General features: G+C 54.8%; 18 protein-coding genes. 11 read left to right on the forward strand and 7 right to left on the reverse strand.

The window, feature by feature from the left end; all coding sequences use genetic code 11:
• The first annotated feature begins 141 nt into the window (after positions 1–141).
• From rloB to pabB, 3 genes are read left to right on the forward strand one after another with little or no spacing between them, the layout of a single operon-like run.
• Positions 142–1,671, forward strand: a complete 1,530-nt coding sequence (rloB, locus tag AC1XYH_RS09825) for an osmotic stress tolerance membrane protein RloB (protein ID WP_483323023.1) — start codon at positions 142–144, stop codon at positions 1,669–1,671.
• 10 nt (positions 1,672–1,681) lie between these two features.
• Complete coding sequence (locus tag AC1XYH_RS09830; protein ID WP_483323024.1) at positions 1,682–2,695, forward strand: alpha-L-glutamate ligase-like protein; 1,014 nt, start codon at positions 1,682–1,684, stop codon at positions 2,693–2,695.
• An 18-nt stretch (positions 2,696–2,713) separates the two neighbouring features.
• A complete protein-coding gene (gene pabB, locus AC1XYH_RS09835; protein WP_483323025.1) occupies positions 2,714–4,051 on the forward strand; it encodes an aminodeoxychorismate synthase component I in 1,338 nt (445 codons plus the stop codon).
• Positions 4,052–4,261: 210 nt separating this feature from the next.
• Here the strand turns inward: pabB and AC1XYH_RS09840 are convergent, their stop codons facing one another.
• Positions 4,262–5,626, reverse strand: a complete 1,365-nt coding sequence (locus AC1XYH_RS09840) for a spinster family MFS transporter (RefSeq protein ID WP_483323026.1) — start codon at positions 5,624–5,626, stop codon at positions 4,262–4,264.
• 823 nt (positions 5,627–6,449) lie between these two features.
• On the opposite strand from AC1XYH_RS09840, the gene dusA reads away from it, so the two are divergent.
• Together dusA and tal are read left to right on the forward strand one after the other, a co-directional pair.
• Entirely contained in the window at positions 6,450–7,493 is a 1,044-nt protein-coding gene (dusA, locus tag AC1XYH_RS09845) for a tRNA dihydrouridine(20/20a) synthase DusA (RefSeq protein ID WP_483323027.1), read from the forward strand.
• A 39-nt stretch (positions 7,494–7,532) separates the two neighbouring features.
• Positions 7,533–8,483 carry a transaldolase gene (gene tal, locus AC1XYH_RS09850; protein WP_483323028.1) on the forward strand — a complete coding sequence of 317 codons (951 nt, stop codon included), beginning with the start codon at positions 7,533–7,535 and terminating at the stop codon, positions 8,481–8,483.
• On the opposite strand, the gene rssC is transcribed toward tal, so the two are convergent.
• Entirely contained in the window at positions 8,472–8,957 is a 486-nt protein-coding gene (rssC, locus tag AC1XYH_RS09855; protein ID WP_483326347.1) for an anti-sigma factor antagonist RssC, read from the reverse strand. The two genes, tal and rssC, sit on opposite strands and share 12 nt — an antisense overlap.
• Positions 8,957–10,147 carry a PP2C family protein-serine/threonine phosphatase gene (locus tag AC1XYH_RS09860; RefSeq protein WP_483323029.1) on the reverse strand — a complete coding sequence of 397 codons (1,191 nt, stop codon included), beginning with the start codon at positions 10,145–10,147 and terminating at the stop codon, positions 8,957–8,959. The genes rssC and AC1XYH_RS09860 overlap by 1 nt, the downstream gene beginning before the upstream one ends.
• A gap of 227 nt (positions 10,148–10,374) precedes the next feature.
• On the opposite strand from AC1XYH_RS09860, the gene AC1XYH_RS09865 reads away from it, so the two are divergent.
• The gene (locus AC1XYH_RS09865; RefSeq protein ID WP_483323030.1) at positions 10,375–10,680 is read left to right on the forward strand and encodes a PilZ domain-containing protein; all 306 of its coding nucleotides are present in this window, start codon (positions 10,375–10,377) and stop codon (positions 10,678–10,680) included.
• A 50-nt stretch (positions 10,681–10,730) separates the two neighbouring features.
• Here the strand turns inward: AC1XYH_RS09865 and AC1XYH_RS09870 are convergent, their stop codons facing one another.
• The gene (locus AC1XYH_RS09870; protein ID WP_483323031.1) at positions 10,731–11,459 is read right to left on the reverse strand and encodes an MlaA family lipoprotein; all 729 of its coding nucleotides are present in this window, start codon (positions 11,457–11,459) and stop codon (positions 10,731–10,733) included.
• A 106-nt stretch (positions 11,460–11,565) separates the two neighbouring features.
• Between AC1XYH_RS09870 and AC1XYH_RS09875 the strand changes: the two genes are divergently transcribed.
• The 3 genes from AC1XYH_RS09875 to AC1XYH_RS09885 all read left to right on the forward strand — a co-directional run bounded on the left by AC1XYH_RS09875 (position 11,566) and on the right by AC1XYH_RS09885 (position 13,019).
• Entirely contained in the window at positions 11,566–11,994 is a 429-nt protein-coding gene (locus AC1XYH_RS09875; protein ID WP_483323032.1) for an acyl-CoA thioesterase, read from the forward strand.
• A gap of 128 nt (positions 11,995–12,122) precedes the next feature.
• Positions 12,123–12,677 carry an HAD family phosphatase gene (locus tag AC1XYH_RS09880; RefSeq protein ID WP_483323033.1) on the forward strand — a complete coding sequence of 185 codons (555 nt, stop codon included), beginning with the start codon at positions 12,123–12,125 and terminating at the stop codon, positions 12,675–12,677.
• Between the two features lie 63 nt (positions 12,678–12,740).
• Complete coding sequence (locus tag AC1XYH_RS09885; RefSeq protein ID WP_483323034.1) at positions 12,741–13,019, forward strand: DUF4404 family protein; 279 nt, start codon at positions 12,741–12,743, stop codon at positions 13,017–13,019.
• A gap of 77 nt (positions 13,020–13,096) precedes the next feature.
• On the opposite strand, the gene queF is transcribed toward AC1XYH_RS09885, so the two are convergent.
• Genes queF through AC1XYH_RS09900 form a run of 3 tightly spaced genes read right to left on the reverse strand, consistent with a single transcriptional unit; the run spans position 13,097 to position 15,696 of the window.
• Entirely contained in the window at positions 13,097–13,933 is an 837-nt protein-coding gene (gene queF, locus AC1XYH_RS09890; RefSeq protein WP_483323035.1) for an NADPH-dependent 7-cyano-7-deazaguanine reductase QueF, read from the reverse strand.
• Positions 13,934–13,985: 52 nt separating this feature from the next.
• Positions 13,986–14,762: an ABC transporter permease gene (locus AC1XYH_RS09895; protein ID WP_483323036.1), complete on the reverse strand. Its 777-nt coding sequence runs from the start codon at positions 14,760–14,762 to the stop codon at positions 13,986–13,988.
• Between the two features lies 1 nt (position 14,763).
• Entirely contained in the window at positions 14,764–15,696 is a 933-nt protein-coding gene (locus tag AC1XYH_RS09900) for an ABC transporter ATP-binding protein (RefSeq protein WP_483323037.1), read from the reverse strand.
• A gap of 206 nt (positions 15,697–15,902) precedes the next feature.
• On the opposite strand from AC1XYH_RS09900, the gene AC1XYH_RS09905 reads away from it, so the two are divergent.
• Together AC1XYH_RS09905 and AC1XYH_RS09910 are read left to right on the forward strand one after the other, a co-directional pair.
• Positions 15,903–17,213 (forward strand): spinster family MFS transporter, encoded by a 1,311-nt coding sequence (locus tag AC1XYH_RS09905; RefSeq protein ID WP_483323038.1) that lies wholly within the window; start codon positions 15,903–15,905, stop codon positions 17,211–17,213.
• 147 nt (positions 17,214–17,360) lie between these two features.
• Positions 17,361–19,907, forward strand: a complete 2,547-nt coding sequence (locus tag AC1XYH_RS09910) for an acyl-CoA dehydrogenase (RefSeq protein WP_483326348.1) — start codon at positions 17,361–17,363, stop codon at positions 19,905–19,907.
• The last annotated feature ends 48 nt before the right edge of the window (positions 19,908–19,955 follow it).

The following is a 19,955-nucleotide window of genomic DNA, read 5'->3' on the forward strand; positions in this document are numbered from 1 at the left end:
ACCGTGATGCCGATAGCTGAACAGAACCTGTAACCAGCCTCTACGAGGCAGCGCAGGGTCATGCTAAGATGCCGCCAGCGTGCCGCGCCTCCTGCCAGATTTTCAGGGCAACGCCGACTTAAAACAGACGTTGAGAAAACTATGCATTCAATAAATCTGCACCTGAAAATCCTGATTGCCGTGCTCGTAAGCTTGGGTTTCCTCATTACCGGCTATCAAATTTACGTCCTGGATATCCCGGTAACCGAAGATGAAACCGACGACATCTGGAGCCTGGATGCCAAAGTCGAGTTCAGAGCAACGCCCGGCACGCCAATCAAGGCGCAGTTTTATATTCCACCGTTGAATCAGGAGTACGTTAGCCTCAACGAGAGCTTTATCTCCAACAACTACGGTGTGAGCGTTAACAGCCAGAACGGCAACCGCCGGGTAACCTGGTCGTCACGCCGTGCCAGTGGTAACCAAACCCTGTATTACCGCTTGGTACTGACCAAACGGTACAGCGAAGAACAAGCTGCTGCTGCCCCGCCACCGCCGCGTCAGCCGATCCCGCTGGAAGGCCCGGAGCAAATTGCTGCCGACGCCTTGATCAACCCTATTCGCCAGCACTCCGCTGATATCGAAACCTTTATCAGTGAGACCATCCGCCGCGTCAACGACATCACCGACGACAACGTCAAGCTGCTGCTCAATGGCGGCACCGGCGCGATGGACAAAGCTCGGGTCATTGATCTGCTGCTATCCAACGCCCGCATCCCGCTGGAAATGGTGCACACCATCCGCCTTGAGAACACTGAAGCCCAGTCGCCAGAGCTTTGGCTGCGCAGCTACAACGGCGAGCGCTGGATGTACTTCCACCCGGAAACCGGGCAGCAAGGTATGCCTGACAATCGGTTAGTCTGGTGGACCGGTCCGGAGCCGCTGCTATCGATGGAAGGCGGCCGCCAGAGCAACGTTGCACTGACCGTTACCAACAGCGAGATGAACGCCCTTCGCCTGGCCAAGCTGACCACCGAGAACCGTGCTTCTGCACTGCTCGAATACTCCCTGTACGGCCTGCCGTTGCAAGCGCAGCGCGTGTATCAGGTGATGATCATGATCCCGATCGGCGTACTGGTCATTCTGGTACTGCGTAACCTGATCGGGGTACAGACACTCGGGACCTTTACCCCGGTGCTGATTGCCTTGGCCTTCCGCGAGACGGATATCGTCTGGGGCATCGCGCTGTTCACCATCATCATCGCGCTGGGCCTGTCGTTACGTTCCTACCTTGAACACTTGAAGTTGCAGATGCTGCCACGTCTATCGGTCGTATTGACCTTCGTGGTGCTGCTGATTGCCGTTATTAGTCTGATCAGTCACAAGCTGGGCATGGAACGCGCACTGGCCGTGTCTCTGTTCCCGATGGTGATTCTGACCATGACCATCGAACGTCTCTCGATCACTTGGGAAGAGCGCGGTGCGGGTCACTCACTCAAAGCTGCCGTGGGCACTATGATTGCTGCCACGCTGGCGCACCTGTTGATGACCATTCCGGAGCTGACCTATTTTGTGTTCACCTTCCCGGCCGTGTTGTTAATTCTGGTTGCCTTCATGCTGGCCATGGGTCGCTACCGCGGCTACCGCCTGACCGAGCTGGTGCGTTTCAAAGCACTCAGCAAACAGGCCTGAGGAGAGCATCATGTTTTTCTGGAAAACCTGGAAGGCATTGCAGGCGCAAGGTGTCATGGGCATCAACCGCCGCAACGCCGACTATGTACTCAAGTACAACAAGCGCCATTTATATCCCGTGGTTGATGACAAGATCCTGACCAAGGAACGCGCCATTGCCGCTGGCATCAACGTGCCCGAGATGTACGGCATCATCGACACGGAAAAAGACATCGACAAGTTTGACTCTATTGTCGCGCCCTACTCCGACTTCGTGGTTAAGCCAGCGCAAGGCGCTGGTGGCGATGGTATTTTGGTCATTGCCGATCGCTACGAAGGTCGCTACCGGACCGTCTCAGGCAAGATCATCAGCCACGAAGAGATCGAGCATCACATCTCCAGTATTCTCTCGGGCCTTTATTCGCTTGGCGGTCACCGCGACCGCGTGCTGATCGAATACCGGGTCACCCCGGACGAGATCTTCAAAAGCATCAGTTACGAAGGCGTGCCGGATATTCGTATCATCTGCCTGATGGGCTATCCGGTGATGGGCATGCTACGTCTGCCTACCCGGCAGTCCGGCGGCAAAGCCAACCTGCACCAAGGCGCTATTGGCGTAGGCGTGGATCTGGCCACCGGGCTGACCCTCAAAGGCACCTGGCTGAACAACATCATTAATAAGCACCCCGACACCACTAACCCGGTCGAAGGCGTGCAGCTGCCCGATTGGAACGGCTTCATGACCTTGGCCGCGTCCTGCTACGAGCTGTCGGGTCTTGGTTATATTGGTGTAGACCTGGTACTGGATCAGGATAAGGGCCCGCTGATTCTTGAGCTCAACGCTCGCCCAGGCCTTAACATCCAGATCGCCAACGACACCGGCCTCACTGCGCGCTGTCACCTGGTCGAGCACCATTTGGCAGCACTGAAGAAAGCCGGAAAAACAGAAACGGTTGACGAACGTGTAGCGTTCTCGCAGTTGCATTTTGGCGCGCAACTCAATGCTGAGCCTAGCGACACCCAGCCTAGCCCAGAACCTGCATGAACCCAGGCATTGCCGTCCATGCCTGAATACCACCTCAGTGAGCTTGCCTACCAGGCTGATCCGTTACCTCGACTGATCAGCCTGCGGGGTCTTGGCTCGCCGGTTCTGCTCGACTCCGCCGATAATCGCTCACAGTTGGGCCGCTACAGCATTCTTAGCGCAGCGCCTGTTGAGCAGATTGAATCCACTGGCAATCTGGATGACGTCTTTTCCAAGCTACGTGACGCTTTACGTACCCTTGGCCCCGCCCGCTGGCCCAACACACAACAGCTACCTTTCGGCGCCGGTGCACTGGGTTATCTGAGTTATGACCTAGCCCGCGAGCTGGAAGACCTGCCCACGACTGCCAAAGCGGATATCCAACTGCCCAACCTGAGTCTTGGCATCCACCTCTGGAGCCTGGTAACCGACCACCTACTACAACGTTGCTGGCTGGTATGTCACCCAGCGCTGCCAGCAGCGCAGCGTATTGAATTACTAGAGCACCTGAAGAGCGCTCAACCATCGCTGCAACCCTTTCAGCTACAAGCGCCCTTCCATGCGGAGCAAAGCAAAACCGATTACAGCCACGCCTTCGACCGCATCCAGCGGTACATCCACGCCGGCGACTGTTACCAGATCAACCTGGCACAACGTTTCAGCACGCGCTTTAAGGGCGATCCTCTGGACGCCTATCGGCAACTGCGGCAAACCAGCCCCACGCCGTTTTCTGCCTATCTGGAAACTCCGCACGGAGCGCTACTAAGCCTGTCTCCCGAGCGCTTTCTGCAATTGCGTGACCGTCAGATTGAAGCGCGCCCAATCAAGGGCACCCGCGCTCGTGGAAACACCCCGGAAGAGGACCAGGTGCTAGCCGCCGAGCTGCAGCATTGCGCTAAGGACCGTGCCGAGAATCTGATGATTGTCGATCTGCTACGCAACGATTTAGGACGTAGCTGTGTGCCGGGCAGCATTCGCGTACCTGAGCTGTTCGGCCTGGAAAGCTATCCCAACGTGCACCACCTAGTTAGCAGCGTTACCGGCACCCTCAGACCCGATCAAGATGCCATAGACCTGCTGCGAAACACCTTTCCCGGTGGCTCGATTACAGGTGCGCCGAAGATACGCGCCATGCAGATCATCGAAGAACTCGAGCCAGTAAGACGCAGCCTCTACTGCGGCGGCGTGGGATACATAGGTTGCGAAGGCCAGATGGATTTTAATATCGCCATCCGCAGCCTGATATGCACCAACCAGCAGATTTATTGCTGGGGCGGAGGCGGCATAGTCGCCGATTCCAACGTGGATGCCGAGTACCAGGAAACCCTGACAAAAATCAGCAATTTGCTCAGCGCTCTACCTGTCAAACCTGCCTGATTGTCCCTAAAAATCCTGCAACAGCCCTTCCCGTGCCGAGACGTCTAAAGCGGTCTACAGCGTTCCTGGCCATACCTGTCATGAAGCATTTCACGTCATTGGATTTGCCGAGCACCCTGCTCGGCGTAGAAAGGCTCAGCAATAACCCATCCTCTTAACACCAAAACGCAAAAGCCCGGCAATCGCCGGGCTTTTTTTCCAAAAAGAGACTCAGGTTGACGCAGCTGCTGCAGCCTCTTCAAGCTCTGCTTGCTCAGCACCAAGTGCCATTCCGGCTTCCATTGCCCTAGCATCAGCAACAAAATAACGTGACGCCACCAACAAAGCCGCCATCGCGAGCAACAGTGCTACCGGAATCAACAACATGGCATCGTGTAGTCCCTGCGCCTTGAAGACTTCACTCATCTCCGAAGCGCCAGCCGCCAGCTGTGCAGACTCGGCAAAATGATCAGACAACAAGCCCACCACCATTGGCCCCATGCCACCGCCAAACAAATACAGACAAGCAAAAAACACTGCAACGGCGGTCGCTCGCAAACGCGGCTCGATAACGTCCTGAATTGCTGTGTAAACACTGGTGAAATAGTTATACGAGAACAACCAACCAAACGCGAATACACCGATAAATACGCCAATCTCAATCTCGCCAGCCAGCAGCGCATAGCCCGTTGCCAATGCGGCAACTAGCATACTCACCGCGCCAAACATCAAGCGCCCCGTGGCCCAGCGTTGGTGCACTTTGTCCGCGATCCAGCCGCCTGTCGTCAGGCCAATCAGCCCGGTAATACCAACGATGACCCCGGTTGATACCGCAGCTTCCTGCAAAGGCAGATGAAAATAGCGTTGCAGCATTGGCACCATAAAAGAGTTACAGGCATAAGATGCAAAGTTATAAGCTAGGCCGGCCAACGTCAGCCACCAAAAGGTGCGCACCGCGAATATCTTACGTATCGGGTTACTGACCGGAGCACGACTGATTTTTACCGTCTCTGCCGCACCGCGCTCTGGTTCCTTGATGAAGAATACGAAAACCGCCAATACCAACCCCGGTACCGCAGCAATAAAAAACGGCGCGCGCCAGCTGTCGAAGGCTTCAACCATGGCCCCTACCGTAAAGAATGCCAACAGCAGACCTAGCGGCAAGCCCAACATAAAGATGCCCATAGCGCGGGCGCGCTTATGCGCCGGAAACAAATCGCCGATCAACGAGTTGGCTGCTGGGGCGTAGCTGGCTTCCCCCACGCCCACGCCCATGCGAATGGCCAGGAAGCTCCAGAAATTCCAGGCAGCGCCCGTCAACGCAGTAAAGCCGCTCCATGCCGCCAAGCCCCAACCCATAATCTTGCGCCTCGAGCCTACGTCGGCCATCCGGCCCAGCTGAATGCCCGCCAGCGCGTAGATGACGGTAAATGCAGTGCCGCCCAAGCCCAGCTGAAAATCGCTCAGATCCCATTCGCGTCGAAGTGGCTCGATGATGATTGCCGGAATAGTGCGGTCAAAGAAATTGAACATGTTGGCGAGAAAAAGCAGGAAGAGAACCCGCCAAGCGTTCTTGGCTTGTTGAGACTGCTGCATGAAAGCTACCTTTATTTGTTATTGTCCTGAAAAGCGCTGCCTGCAGTCTTTATAGACAAGCTCTACAACAAGACTTTGCTGAGCAACATCAGTCGGGCATGGATAGGGCCTGTCTCGCAGTTTGGACTAATGCCACGAACCTCGGAAGCATTCGCCAGCAACATGATCAACGCGCTATTAGCTTGGTGAATAACAGATCAGAGCGACTACAGAGACTGCTATCGATTGTCACTATCATACCCACTGCACAGCTTTCTTGTGCATGCGGAGCAAGTGGCGGTAGCGGGCGCATTCTTCTTGAGGTTGCAGAGGTTGCACGCCTACTTTTACAGGCGCCTGCGTGCTTTGCGCAGATGTGATTCAGAGCTAAATGCTGAACCAATCCTATGCAGACGAGCAGGAATAAGCGCGCAATTACTACGCCTTCGCGTCCCCCTGTGACAATAAGCTAGTACAGGCACAAACTTTGTGAGTTTGTCAGCCGGGCTTTCGCTCAGGCTGGAATGCCCCCGGAACCTGAGCTTAGTACACGTGGCGCAAGCGAAATAAGCTGCGGTAGAGATGGGAGCATCCCAATTTCGCTATGAGTGCATGAGCTCTGCACTGAGCCAAGCGCTGACTGCCGGTTTACTCAACAGTCAGGCTTTCCTGATAAACTATCGCCCCTCTGCGCCGTGTAGCTAGTTGTACTCGCGCTTCTCTTCAATGCCGTAATCGCTCCCACAGCAGTGCTACATTTTCCCGGTCGCTGCTACTGTGTAGCAACGACCGTTAGAAAACAGCTTAAAACGGCAGTAAATAGGCACTAAACAGGCAGTCACTAATGCACCAAAATCAGCACTCTAGCCCGGCAACCACGCGCCCAGAGCCCAATCGCCGCTTTTCCGTTGCGCCGATGATGGATTGGACTGACCGTCATTACCGCTATTTTGCCCGTCTGATTACCCGTCACACCCTGATGTATACCGAGATGGTGACCACCGGGGCGGTGATTCATGGTGACCGCACGCGCTTTCTCGGCTTCAACCCTGAAGAGCAACCACTTGCGCTGCAGCTGGGCGGCAGCAATGCCGCCGAGCTCGCGCAATGCGCCGCTTTGGCGGAGAAGGCTAATTTTGCTGAGGTCAATTTGAATGTAGGCTGCCCAAGTGATCGGGTGCAGAACAATTTGATCGGCGCTTGCCTGATGGGCCACCCGCAACTGGTTGCCGACGGTGTCAAAGCGATGCGCGATGCCTGCAGTATTCCAGTGACTGTCAAACACCGCATTGGCATCAACGGCCGCGACAGCTATGCGGAGCTGTGCGACTTTGTTGGTCAGGTGCATGAGGCCGGCTGTAATACTTTCGCGGTGCATGCGCGTATCGCCATCCTTGAGGGGTTATCGCCCAAAGAAAACCGCGACATTCCACCGCTCAAATATGACGTAGTGCACCAATTGAAAAAAGATTTTCCGCAATTGGAAATCTTACTGAACGGCGGCCTAACCGATCTGAATATCATGCAGCAGCACCTAGAAGAGCTAGATGGCGTTATGGTTGGCCGGGAGGCTTACCACAACCCCTACATGATGGCCGAAGTGGATCAGCGCTTTTACGGCGACGATACGCCTCCCCTCTCGCGCCTGGAGGTGATGGCACAGATGCGTCCCTACATAGCACGGCATATCGAGCAAGGCGGCGTGATGAACCACGTAACCCGGCACATACTGGGCCTGTTTCAGGGAATACCGGGCGCTCGACATTTCCGCCGTCAGTTGAGCAGTACTATTCATCAAACAGACCAGCCATTGGCTCTCTATGATCAGCTGTTGGAAGATATGACACAGCGTCTGCAACCGCGCGATTGCGAGCTTCAACCCGCTTGAGGTAAGGTCTAGGCAACCTGTTGAAGCATACGGAATGCCATGAGTTCAAAACTGGAAAGTCTTAAGCAACATACCTTGATTGTCGCCGATACCGGCGACATCGACGCCATCCGCACCCTGCAGCCAGTCGATGCGACTACCAACCCATCTCTGTTATTGAAAGCTGCCGAGCAAGAAAGCTACAGCCCTTTGCTCAACCGCGTAATAACCGAGGCCGCGCGCAGCCCTGACCCAGTAGCCGAAGCCTGCGACCGCTTTGCCGTGGCGGTAGGTAGCGACATCATTAAGCTAATCCCGGGCCGCATTTCTACCGAAGTAGACGCACGACTTTCATTTGATCGACCCGCCACCCTGAAAAAAGCATTCGAGCTGATTGAGCGCTATGAAAGTGTTGGCGTTACCCGCGATAGGGTGCTGATCAAAATCGCCTCCACGTGGGAAGGTATTCAAGCGGCTGCAGAGCTAGAGCGCGCAGGTATTCAATGCAACTTGACGTTGCTGTTTTCCTTTGCTCAGGCCAAAGCCTGCGCAGACGCGGGCGTATTTCTGATTTCGCCTTTTGTTGGTCGTATTTACGATTGGTATAAAAAACAGGAAGGCCGTGATTTCAGCGGATTGGATGATCCAGGCGTGCAATCGGTAGCGCGGATTTACCGCTACTATAAACAGCATCTGTACAACACTGTCGTTATGGGTGCGAGCTTTCGCAACCTAGGCCAGATCGAAGCACTTACCGGCTGCGACCGCCTGACAATCAGCCCCGCGCTGCTACAAAGCCTGAAGGAAGAAGATGGCGTACTAGCCCTTTCCCCGCTGCTGCACGCAGGACAAATTGACGACCGCGACGTATTAAACGAAGAGCGCTTCCGCTGGCAACACAATGAAGACGCGATGGCCACAGAGAAGCTCGCGGAAGGTATACGCGCCTTTGCGGCCGATCAGGTCAAATTGGAAAAGTTGATTGCTGCGCGGATCAAATCAGGCGTCTGATTCCAAAGCACTGACGAGGTCACGGAAGGCCTCGCGGTTGCTGTCATTGAGTTGCATCAAAATATGATGCGCCTCCAGCACCTTCCTCTTAACCTTCTCTTCAGACAACATCTGTCCTGGCAGGTCTTTCAGTTCGGCACAGGTGGGTGTGGTTTCGGAGACGATGTTGAACACTTGGTCAAAACCCATGCTTTGCAGCAATCGGTTCATGTCCTCATGGTTGGAAACCAGCGTAGGTAGAAAGCCCACCTTCTGCTTGGATAGAATCGAGAGCTTAGCCAGCAGGCCAAGGGAGGTGCTGTCTATACCTTCGGTTTCAGTCAAATCGATAACGATCGACTCAAAACTGAGCACGCTGAAGATTTTTTCGATATAAGCATCCAGTGCCGCACAGAGCGTCAGCCTGACGTCACCAATGAACTTGAGTACAAAGGTGCCCTGCGATTCCGCAAACTGGATCTTGCCAGTACTCATCATTCTGCGTTCCTGCCTAACACCAAAACGGAAATATCATCGGGCATGGTCTTGTTGGGATCTAACCCAAAACCTGCCAGTAACCCGCGTAATGCGCCGCCAGATTCAGCAAACAGCTGGGGCAAGCGCGCTTCTTTCTCTTTCAGAGTAGTCCCTTCAAGGCAATCAAGCACCCCATCGGAGCAAAGTGCCAGACTAAACTTCGCAGGTAAATCAATTACCTCGTTGTGATACTCGGCGTCGTCAAACAAACCAACAGGCCGCCCCTTACCCAGCAAATACCGTGCTTCGCCATCCGCAAAAATCATCGGCAACGGCAAATGCCCGCCAATGCTGTAGGTCAGCGTTTGCTTGTGTTCGTCAATTACGCCACCCAACATGGTGACATGCTTGCCCAGCTTGCAGGCAATCAGGCTACGGTTGATATGACTCAACACATCGGACGGCTTGAACTCGATACGCCCGGCATTTTCAGCCTTGCGCTGTTCGTACATCAAGCGCGTCGTCATGAACTTGAGCAATACCGTAACGAAAGCAGAAGAAGAACCATGCCCGGAAACGTCCGCTAGATAGAAAGCCAGTTGGCTATCGGACACACGGAAATAGTCGACAAAATCGCCGGACAGATACAAAGAAGGAATTAAGCGGTGCTCGAAAGTGTACTCTCCGCTGACCCAAGGCGATGCGGGCAGCATATTGAGCTGGACCTGGTGACCGGCAGCTTGGTCGTCGCGTAATTCTTTAAGGTGGTTTTCCAGATCGCGGTTGGCGCGCTCCAGACGTTCACGAATACGCTGGTTTTCAATACGCAGGCGAGACCGGTCGAGCGAGCGACGTACCGCGTGCTCAAGCAACACCAAGTCATCCAAGGGTTTGATTAGATAATCACTGGCGCCAAGGCGAAGGGCTTCTACCACGTCGCTCATCAAGCCACTGTCGGAGACGACAATGACCGGGATATCAGGGGCGCTGTCGGTAATTTCACGTACCAACTCAAAACCACGGCCGTGTCCCAGGTGAAGGTCACAGAGCACCAAGCCCGGACGCTGCGCAGTGAACAAGGCGAGTCCTTCGCTGGCGTCACTGGCCTGCAAGACATCATATCCGCCATGTTCCAAATGCGCTGAAATGCGTTGCCGAACGTGAGCATCGTCGTCAATCACCAGCAGTGTCGTGCCTGGAAGCTGCATAGAGTCCCTACGTCAATGTCATGGAGCGCGGCTGGAGCCATGACCACAGGGTGGAGTGCCAGATCAGGAAAAACCTGATGTTTTCAAGGGGCAAACAGTACTCCCATCCGCAGCGGCAAGCAACCGTTACCCATAGCACCCGTGGCGCTTGTCTCTCAGCACAGGTCGAACTAGGATATTGCAATAGGAACAGTCGGTATTCTGTTGCGTCTCAGCCGGAGTAAAGCATGTCATTTCATGACCAGCAGTACAGCGAAAAACGCGACTTTATGCGTATGAAGATGGAGACCACAGCCACCCTGCGGGTCTTATCCGATGACCAGACCCATGGCGTGCAATGTCAGGATCTGTCTAATCAAGGGGCTCAGGTGGTATGTGCGCAGCGCATCATTGAAGGGACCTTGGTCGAGCTCGCCATCCCTTCCCCTACAGAGGGCATGCAAGGCTTACAAGCCAGAGGTCAGGTAGTGCGTTGTGAGGCAGGTGAGGATGGCGGTAGCGTCATCGGGATTCAGTTCGACACTCTCGATTGAGAATGTCGAACCTGTACTAACAGCAAACTACGCGGGTTGCTCGCCCGAGCTCAGAACTCGTCTTGGACGTTACCGTCCTTGACCTTGTATTCGCGATTTTGCAGAAATGCGTTACGCACGAAGGTGTAGCGATCGCCGCGTATCAGCTTTTCACGCTCCAACAGCCCAGCACGGGTATCAACCAGGTCCAGGGCAAACCAGGAGTTACGCACACGTACATCGCTGATATAACCGGTGTAAGTGTAATTAAAGAAGTTCTCTGGAAACTTGGAGCCGAAATCACGCGCCGTGCTTGGCCCGAAGAAAGGCATCACAAAGTAGGGACCGCTCCCTACTCCCCAAGCACCCAGCGTTTGCCCCAGATCTTCATCGCTGCGCTGCAAGCCCATGCGAGTCGCAACATCAACCACGCCCAGACCACCCAACAGGCTGTTGAATAGAAAGCGTGACATATCAACACCCGCATCGCGGAATTTCAGCTGCAAGGTGTTGTTGACGAAGTTCATAGGCTCGCCGAGGTTATCGAAAAAGTTGCCCACTCCGTCGCTAACAAATTCCGGCGTTGCCCAGTCATAGACCTTGGCAACCGGCTTGAGCGTGTAACGGTCAAGCGTGTCGTTAAAACCAAAGGTGAAGCGGTTCAGTTTTTCCCACGGATCAGGATTCGCGTATCCAGAGTCATAATCTTCATAGGAATCATCGGCAAAAACAGGTGTAATACAGGCTAGCGTCGAAAAAGACAGCAACACCGCACCAGCACCTGTATTTAAAAATCTCATCAGCAACGTCTCCGTTTTCATCTCTGAATAACCGACAGCGTACTGATGCCGCCAGCCGGGCGTGCCAGTGTAATGCAAATTACTCGTATAGATCAGCGATTTTACTATGACCGAAAACAACAAGCCTGTGCTCTACAGCTGCGAACTGCCCGTCCGCTATGGCGATATGGACAGCAACCAGCACGTCAATAACACCCGCTATTACCAGTATCTGGAAGAGGCACGCATCATGTGGCTCGACGGCCTGGGCGCGCATCGTCGCGAGATCGGCCAGGGCTTAGTGCTACTGACCTGCAACCATCACTTCCTTCGCCCCGTCGTACATCCCGCTACTGTTGTCGTCGAGCTGTATGCCGGTGATGTGGGTCGCTCCAGCCTGACACTCGACCATCGCATGTACGTTAAAGGACAGCCGGAGCTGGTTGGCCAAGGTGACGTTAAAATGGTGTGGATCGACGTTAGCTCACAGCGGCCCATTCCGGTTCCCGATAGTGTGCGTATTGCTATGGGCAAGGAGCCGTTTGAGTCCGTGTGATGTTCATTGTCATCACTGTGCAATAAAACTGTCAGATCATATTCGGTCATCATGCCGCCCACTCTCGCGCACAATACCGCGACCTTGGGCGGCATTTTTAATGGCGTAACCAAACCAGGATATGACCCATGCCCCACGCTCGAATCGAGGCTGTCCTCTTTGACGTCGTCGGCACTCTGCTGCCGTGCGATGCGTGCACTGCGGGCTCGCTGCTGCCGGTTGCCGCGCCGCTGTTGCAGCAACTGACTGCGGAACAACAGCCTGTTGGTTTACTCAGCCAAACTCCGTTCCAGTTGCCGTCTGCACTCAATACCTTTGCATACCGAGCAGCCAATGACGCTCAGCGGCCAGCGCCAGCGCCGGACTTGCCGGCACTCGTCGCGATGGCGCTGGAAAGCCATCGACTGAGTGATTGCGTACTTGTCAGCGGCACCGCTACGGGCGTTCAAGCCGGCTTGAACGCCGGCATGTGGACAGTCGGGACCGCCTTGAGCGGTAGCCTAGACCGGCAAGCCATGACCGGATGGCAGCAGCTACCATCCGTGGAGCAGGATCAGCTGCGAATGCAAGCGACCATGGCCCTGCTGAACGCTGGCGCGCACTATGTTATCGATGCGGTCGACGAGCTGATGCCGTGCCTGGTGGATATCAGCCAACGCCTGCAAAAGGGCGAGCGAGCGTAAATCGGGGCGGACGAACGCGCAGCTCACAGGTTATAGTATGGAAAACCTTAACCGGAGTAAGCCATGCCCACACAGCGCCTGAAAGCCCAACTGGAAGCCTTGCAAGACACGCTCAACGATCCCAATGCGGAGCTGACTGCAGAAGAGCGCGAATCCCTGCAAGGGATGGCTAATAACATCTACGCGCGCCTGCTGGTAAAGGAAGGCGACGAGCCGGCAGAGGAAGATCCGACGCTGGTTGATGGCGTTAACCTGATGGCCGAGCAATTTGCCGTGCGCCATCCTACATTGGCCGGCACCTTACGCAACGTCATGCAAAGTCTGTCAGACATGGGCATCTAAGCCTTAACTCTGGCATAAAAAACGCCGGCATTGCCGGCGTTTTGCTGTCTACACGTCTAGTTAATTACGCACCACTACTATTGCCGTGCAAGCCGCAGATTCTCCGGCATACCCGCACGAGTTGAACGGTAAGGATTGATGTCCAGCCCGCCACGCCGAACGTAGCGCGCATACACAGTCAGCTCACTGCCCTCGCCTAGTAGCCTGAGCAAATCCATGAAAATGCGCTCTACACACTGCTCATGAAAATCTGCATGTTGGCGAAAAGAGATTAAATACCGAAGCAGTGCCGCTCTGTTCAACTGTGGCCCACGGTAATCAATCTGCAAGCTACCCCAATCAGGTTGGCCGGTTACCGGACAGTTGGACTTCAACAGGTGACTGTACAGTTGTTCGTTAACCTCCACCCTTGGCATGCATAGCGCCAAAAGTGATGGGTCATATTGGTAACGGCTGACCTCAACATCCTGTTCATCCAGATAAACGCCAGCCATCGGCAACATGCCGCTTTTGTGCAGCTGCTGCATACTCAACAAGCGCACCATCACTGGCCCTTGTGCTGCAACCGAAAGGTCGGTCTCCAAGGTCTGCTGCACTTCCTGCCTATCCCGAAAGACCGTCTGATTAAAGGAGTTCAGATACAGCTTGAAGGATTTTGACTCGACAATCCGCGCTGCCTTGATCGGGAATACAAATTCCGCCGCAGCCACCTCTGGTTTTCCAGACGAGGTCAGCCAGGACAGCTCATAGCAATTCCAGATATCCACACCATGAAACGGCAACGCTGCAGCATCCAGACCCAACTCCTGCCACTTGGGTTGGCGCGGAATCGGGAACAGCAGTGACGGCGTATAAACACTCACGTAGGCACTGGATTTACCTAAAGGCGAAGTGTCTGCTGAATGTTCTGACATGCTCGGTCTCCACAAAGTCGCGCCGCTGGTAATACGCCAGCGGCCAGGCTAATTATTGTCGCATGCCGGTCCCACGTACCAGCAACCAGTAGCTCAAGCTGTACAACGCCACCGTGAACACAGCCATGATGATCAGCGCCGTAGCAATGGGAATGTCGGATACACCTAGAATGCCGTAACGGAAAGCATTCACCATGTGCAGAATCGGGTTGATCATCGACAGCCCCTGCCAAAAGGGCGACAGCAGGTGAATCGAGTAGAAGACGCCGCCCAGGTAGGTCAAAGGCGTCAGTATAAAGGTCGGTACTATGGATATATCGTCAAAGGTGCGCGCGAACACCGAGTTGATAAAGCCGCCTAGCGAAAACACCAATGAGGTAAAGAACACCACACAGATGGTCAAACCGACATGCTGTACTTGCAGCCGCGTAAAGAACAGCGACATTAGGGTCACAATCAAACCGACCGCCAAGCCCCGCGCTACGCCGCCAAGGGTATAACCCAAGAGGATCACGTGCGGCGATACCGGCGCAACCATCAGCTCTTCAATCGAGCGCTGAAACTTGGTGCTGAAAAAGCTGGAAGCCACGTTCGAATAACTATTGGTGATCACCGACATCATGATCAAACCCGGCACTATGTAGTCGATGTAGGCAAAGCCATCCATTTCGCCGATACGCGAACCGATCATTTTGCCGAAAATCACAAAATACAGCGCCATAACGATGCCTGGTGGCAGCAGCGTTTGCGGCCAAATACGGGTAAAGCGCTTGATTTCCTTAAACAGGATGGTGGTAAAGGCAATCCAACTACTACGCCAGTGCATCATCTCAAGCGGCCCCTTTTTCTGCATTCTCATCAACCAGCATCAGAAACAGCTCTTCAAGCCGGTTACTCTTGTTGCGCATGCTTAATACCTTGATACCCAAGCGACTCAGTTCAGCAAACAGGTCGTTCATGCCCTGCTCCTTGTCCACCTGCACCGCAAGGGTGTGCTCATCAATCAACTCGCAGGGGTAGTCAGCAATCTCTGGCGCTTGCTCAAAGCTGGCCGCGCAATCGAACAAAAAGGTCTCAACGTGCAAGCCATTGAGCAGCTTTCGCATGCTGGTGTTATGGATAATCTGGCCCTGATCGATGATCGCGATGTGCTTACACAACTGCTCGGCTTCTTCCAGATAATGAGTGGTGAGCACTATGGTGATGCCTTGGGCATTGATCTCTTGCAAGAACTGCCACATGGATCGGCGGATTTCGATATCCACGCCTGCCGTCGGCTCATCGAGAATAAGTAACTTGGGCTCATGAATTAGCGCACGGGCGATCATCAGACGGCGCTTCATGCCACCTGAGAGCATGCGGGACGGTACGTCACGTTTTTCCCACAAACCAAGACGCTTTAGATACTGCTCCGCCTTAACCTTGGCTTCGCGGTGGGGAATCCCATAGTAGCCCGCCTGATTGACCAGAATATCCATGGTCTTCTCAAACTGACTGAAGTTGAACTCCTGCGGCACAACACCAATGCAGCGCTTGGCTGCCAATAAATCGGTGTCGATGTTATGGCCGAAGATGCTGACTTCACCGGCGCTTTTATTAACCAGTGAAGAGAGAATCCCGATGGTCGTAGACTTGCCCGCACCGTTGGGCCCCAGCAGCGCAAAAAAATCACCTTCGCGCACCTCCAGGTCAATCCCCTTGAGCGCACGCATGCCGTTGGCATAGGTTTTTTCCAACCCACTGATACGAATAGCTGCCGTCATGCAGATGCCTTTAAGCCAGAGAAGTGGAGATCTGATATTGGGGGCGAACTGCATAAAATCAACCCTTAAAACCCCCATGGTCAGGTTTTTTGTAATACTAAGAAACACTTACAAATTTGCTACAAATGTGACCGGGTGGTCGATTGTGGCTCATACAGAGACATCGTATTCTCCCCGCCACAACAACAAACACCCCGGAGAATTACATGGCAGACACGCCGGACACCTCGGTAGACGCGACAGATATGTCCAGTCGCATCACCCCAGCTTATCGCCGTTACGCACTTATCCTGTTGGTACTCGCGTACACCTCAAGCCATATCGACCGCAATATCGTTGGCATCCTGATCGAACCGATCAAAGCTGATCTCATGCTGTCTGACACCCAGATGGGCTTCCTGTCGGGTATCGCTTTCGCTCTCTTCTACGCCACGCTCGGCATCCCGATTGCCGTATTCGCAGACCGTTCCAACCGTCGCAATATCATTGCGTGGTCCATCGCCATCTGGAGCGGCATGACAGCCCTCTGCGGAACTGCGCAGAGCTTTTGGCAGTTAGCTATCGCACGGGTTGGCGTAGGCATTGGCGAAGCCGGCTCAGGCCCCTCATCACACTCAATGATTGCCGACCTTTACCCTAAAGAGAAGCGCTCAAGCGCGATGTCGATCTACGCCTTGGGCGTTTACTTCGGCATCATGTTTGGCTTCTTGATTGGTGGTTTTGTTGCCGAATGGTGGGGCTGGAGAGCTGCTTTCTTTGTGGTCGGCGCGCCAGGCCTAGTGATCGCCTTGCTTGTGCGTTTCACCATGATCGAGCCACCGCGCGGCTTTGCCGATGGCGTTAAGCCGCCGCCGATAGGCAAAGCAAACGTTCGCGCTGGCTTCGCTTCTTTGTGGCGGGTTCGCACTACCCGTCATGTGGTTTGCGGCGTCACTCTTACTGCGCTGGTCGGTTACGGCACCATCGTTTGGGCCCCCGCCTTCCTAATTCGTAGCCATGGCATGACACCCAGCGAAGTCGGCATGTTCCTCGGCCCGGTAATGGGTATCGTCGGCGGCCTGGGTGCTTATATCGGCGGTATGCTGGCAGACCATCTGGCCAGCAAAGATGCGCGCTGGAATGCCTGGATCATCGGTGTCGCCAAGATGCTGTCTATTCCGTTTATCTGCGCATTCTACCTGGTCGATAACACCTATCTGGCACTAGCCTTTTATATGCCAGCGGCATTTTTGGGTGCTTTCTACCTGGGGCCAAGCTTCGGTATGATCCAGAGCCTCACACCGCTGCGCAGCCGTGCGTTGGCTTCGGCCATCATGCTGTTTATTCTCAATCTGTTCGGTCTGGGCTTTGGCCCACAGCTGATCGGTATCGCCAGCGACCTGATGCGCGTCTGGTTTGAAAGCGACAGCCTGCGCTATGCGCTACTAGCAGCGACCTTCGTCAACATCTGGGCTTCCTGGCATTTCTATCTCGCCGGCAAAACCCTCAAGCAAGACACCGCCAACGTAGTCGGCTGATCTTCGCAAAATAGACCGGTGGTTCTGAGCATTCGTTCGGAACCGCCGCGCTTCTTCCCGGTCCACTGCTTAACGCCTGTCAGTTACCCCGCCTCTCCAAAGCGGCTATGCTGACTACTGGATCTCTGGAAGAAGGAAGACTTCATGCTGACTCTGCTCTGGCTACTTGGCCTAGTGCTTTGTATCGCCGCGCTCGCCTATGTACGCACCAGCCTGCTCAACGCCTGCCTTGGCGTTGGTGCTTACCTACTTGCTATGACCCTGTTGGGGCCTGTGCATTGGGTAATAGACCTGATTCTATGGGCGGTATTTCTCTGCATCGCCATTCCGCTCAATATCCCGGATATACGTCGTAACCAAATTAGTGCACCACTATTTAGCTGGTTCAAGAAAGTGTTGCCACCGCTTTCCGACACCGAACAAGAAGCGTTGGACGCCGGCACTGTATGGTGGGACGGCGAATTGTTTAGTGGTCGACCAGACTGGGGCAAGTTGCACAGCTTTCCGGCCCCAGCCCTCACTGCAGAAGAGCAGGCATTCATTGATGGTCCAGTAGAAGAGCTCTGCCGGATGACCAAAGAATGGGAAGTCACCACCGAACATCAAAACCTGCCGCCTGAAGTGTGGAGCTACATCAAAGAGAATGGCTTTTTTGGCCTGATTATTCCCAAGGAATACGACGGCAAGGCGTTTTCTGCCTATGCGCACTCGCAGATCGTCATGAAGCTAGCCAGCCGCAGCGGCGATTTGGGCTCTACCGTAATGGTACCCAACTCTTTAGGGCCAGCCGAGCTATTGCTGCATTACGGCACCGAAGAACAGAAGCAACACTACCTGCCGCGCTTAGCCGCCGGCAAGGAAATCCCCTGCTTTGCTCTCACCGCGCCCGAAGCTGGCTCGGATGCAGGCGCCATGCCCGATAAAGGCATCATCTGCAAAGGCCAATGGGAAGGCGAAGAAGTTATTGGTATGCGGGTTACCTGGGAGAAGCGCTATATCACCCTGGGCCCCGTTGCCACCGTACTCGGGTTGGCTTTCAAAGCTTATGACCCTGAGCACCTGCTGGGCGAGGAAGAATCACTGGGCATCACCCTCGCGTTGATTCCCACGGATACTGAAGGCGTCGAAATTGGTCGCCGTCACTTCCCACTCAACGCAGCCTTTATGAATGGACCTAACTCAGGCAAGGACGTTTTCATTCCCCTGAGCTACCTGATTGGTGGACAAGAGCGCATCGGCCAAGGCTGGATGATGCTGATGAACTGCCTCTCCGTTGGTCGCTCCATCTCCTTGCCAGCCGGCGGTACCGGCGCGGCAAAGATGGCCAGCATGACCACCGGCGCCTACTCCGTAATCCGCCGTCAATTCAACCTGCCTATTGGTGAGTTTGAAGGTATTCAAGAAGCCCTCGCACGCATCGGCGGCAATACCTATGTGATGGATGCTGCGCGCACCATGACCGTGGGCGCTGTCGATCTGGGCGAGAAGCCCTCAGTACTTTCGGCCGTGGTCAAATACCACGTTACCGAGCGCATGCGTCAGACCATCAACGACGCGATGGACGTACACGGCGGTAAGGGCATCTGCATGGGGCCAAGCAACTACCTTGGTCGCGGTTACCAGTCGATCCCGATCTCGATCACCGTTGAAGGCGCGAATATTCTCACCCGCAGCATGATGATCTTTGGTCAGGGCGCAATTCGCTGCCATCCTTTTGTACTGAAAGAAATGGCCGCCACCCAAAACCCCGATCAAGACGCCGCACTCAAGGAATTCGACGACCTGCTGTTTCGGCATATCGGCTTCTCGCTGAGTAACGCTTCAGCCAGCTTGCTGCTGGGACTCACCGGTGGTCGCTTGGCGGACACGCCAGACTATCCGGCGACTCAAGTCTATTACCGTCAGCTTTCACGTCTGGCAGCGGCCTTCGCCACCGTGACCGACAGCACCATGCTAATGCTCGGCGGCGAACTGAAGCGTCGTGAGCGTATCTCTGCCCGTCTCGGCGACGTGCTCAGTTACCTCTATCTGGCCAGCGCGACCCTTAAGCATTTTGATGACCAGGGCCGCCACGAAGAAGATCTACCTTTTGTGCAATGGGGCGTAGAAGATCTGCTGTTCAAGATCGAACAAAGCCTGCATGAGGTACTGTTGAACTTCCCAGATCCACGCGTAGGTTGCCTGCTGCGCGTTGTTGTCTTCCCACTGGGTCGCCGCCTCACCCCACCTGCCGATATCGTGGGTGCAGAGATTGCACGCCGCTTGATGACACCTGGCGCGGCACGCGATCGCCTGCTGAAAGGCTGCTATCAAAGCAAGGACCCGGACGACGCCACCGGCCTGGTTAACAGCACGCTGGAAAAAGTCTTGCTGACTGATCCGATTGAAGCGCGCCTGGCCAAGGCAATGCACAACGGTGAACTGGAACACGACAGCGATGCTGACATGCTCAACGTTGCCGCCGAATCCGGCGTTATTAGCCCGGATGAAGCCGAGCTGGTACGTGAAGCACGCATTGCACGCCGGAAGGTGATCGACGTGGATGATTTCTCCAAGGAAGAAATGGACCCTACCGCACGCAAGAGCCGCAACGCCGCCAAGAAAGCGGACAACTCCAAGGGAAAGAAAGAAACGCTGGAAAAAGAGGGTGTGCTGGAAAATCAGCCATTCCCGCCGCCAGCGGCTAAGGAGTAAACCCGTAGCTGAGGGTGTCGGCAGCATCGACACCCTCAGCCTTACTTT

Source organism: Pseudomonas sp. GW-45, from assembly GCF_056896675.1.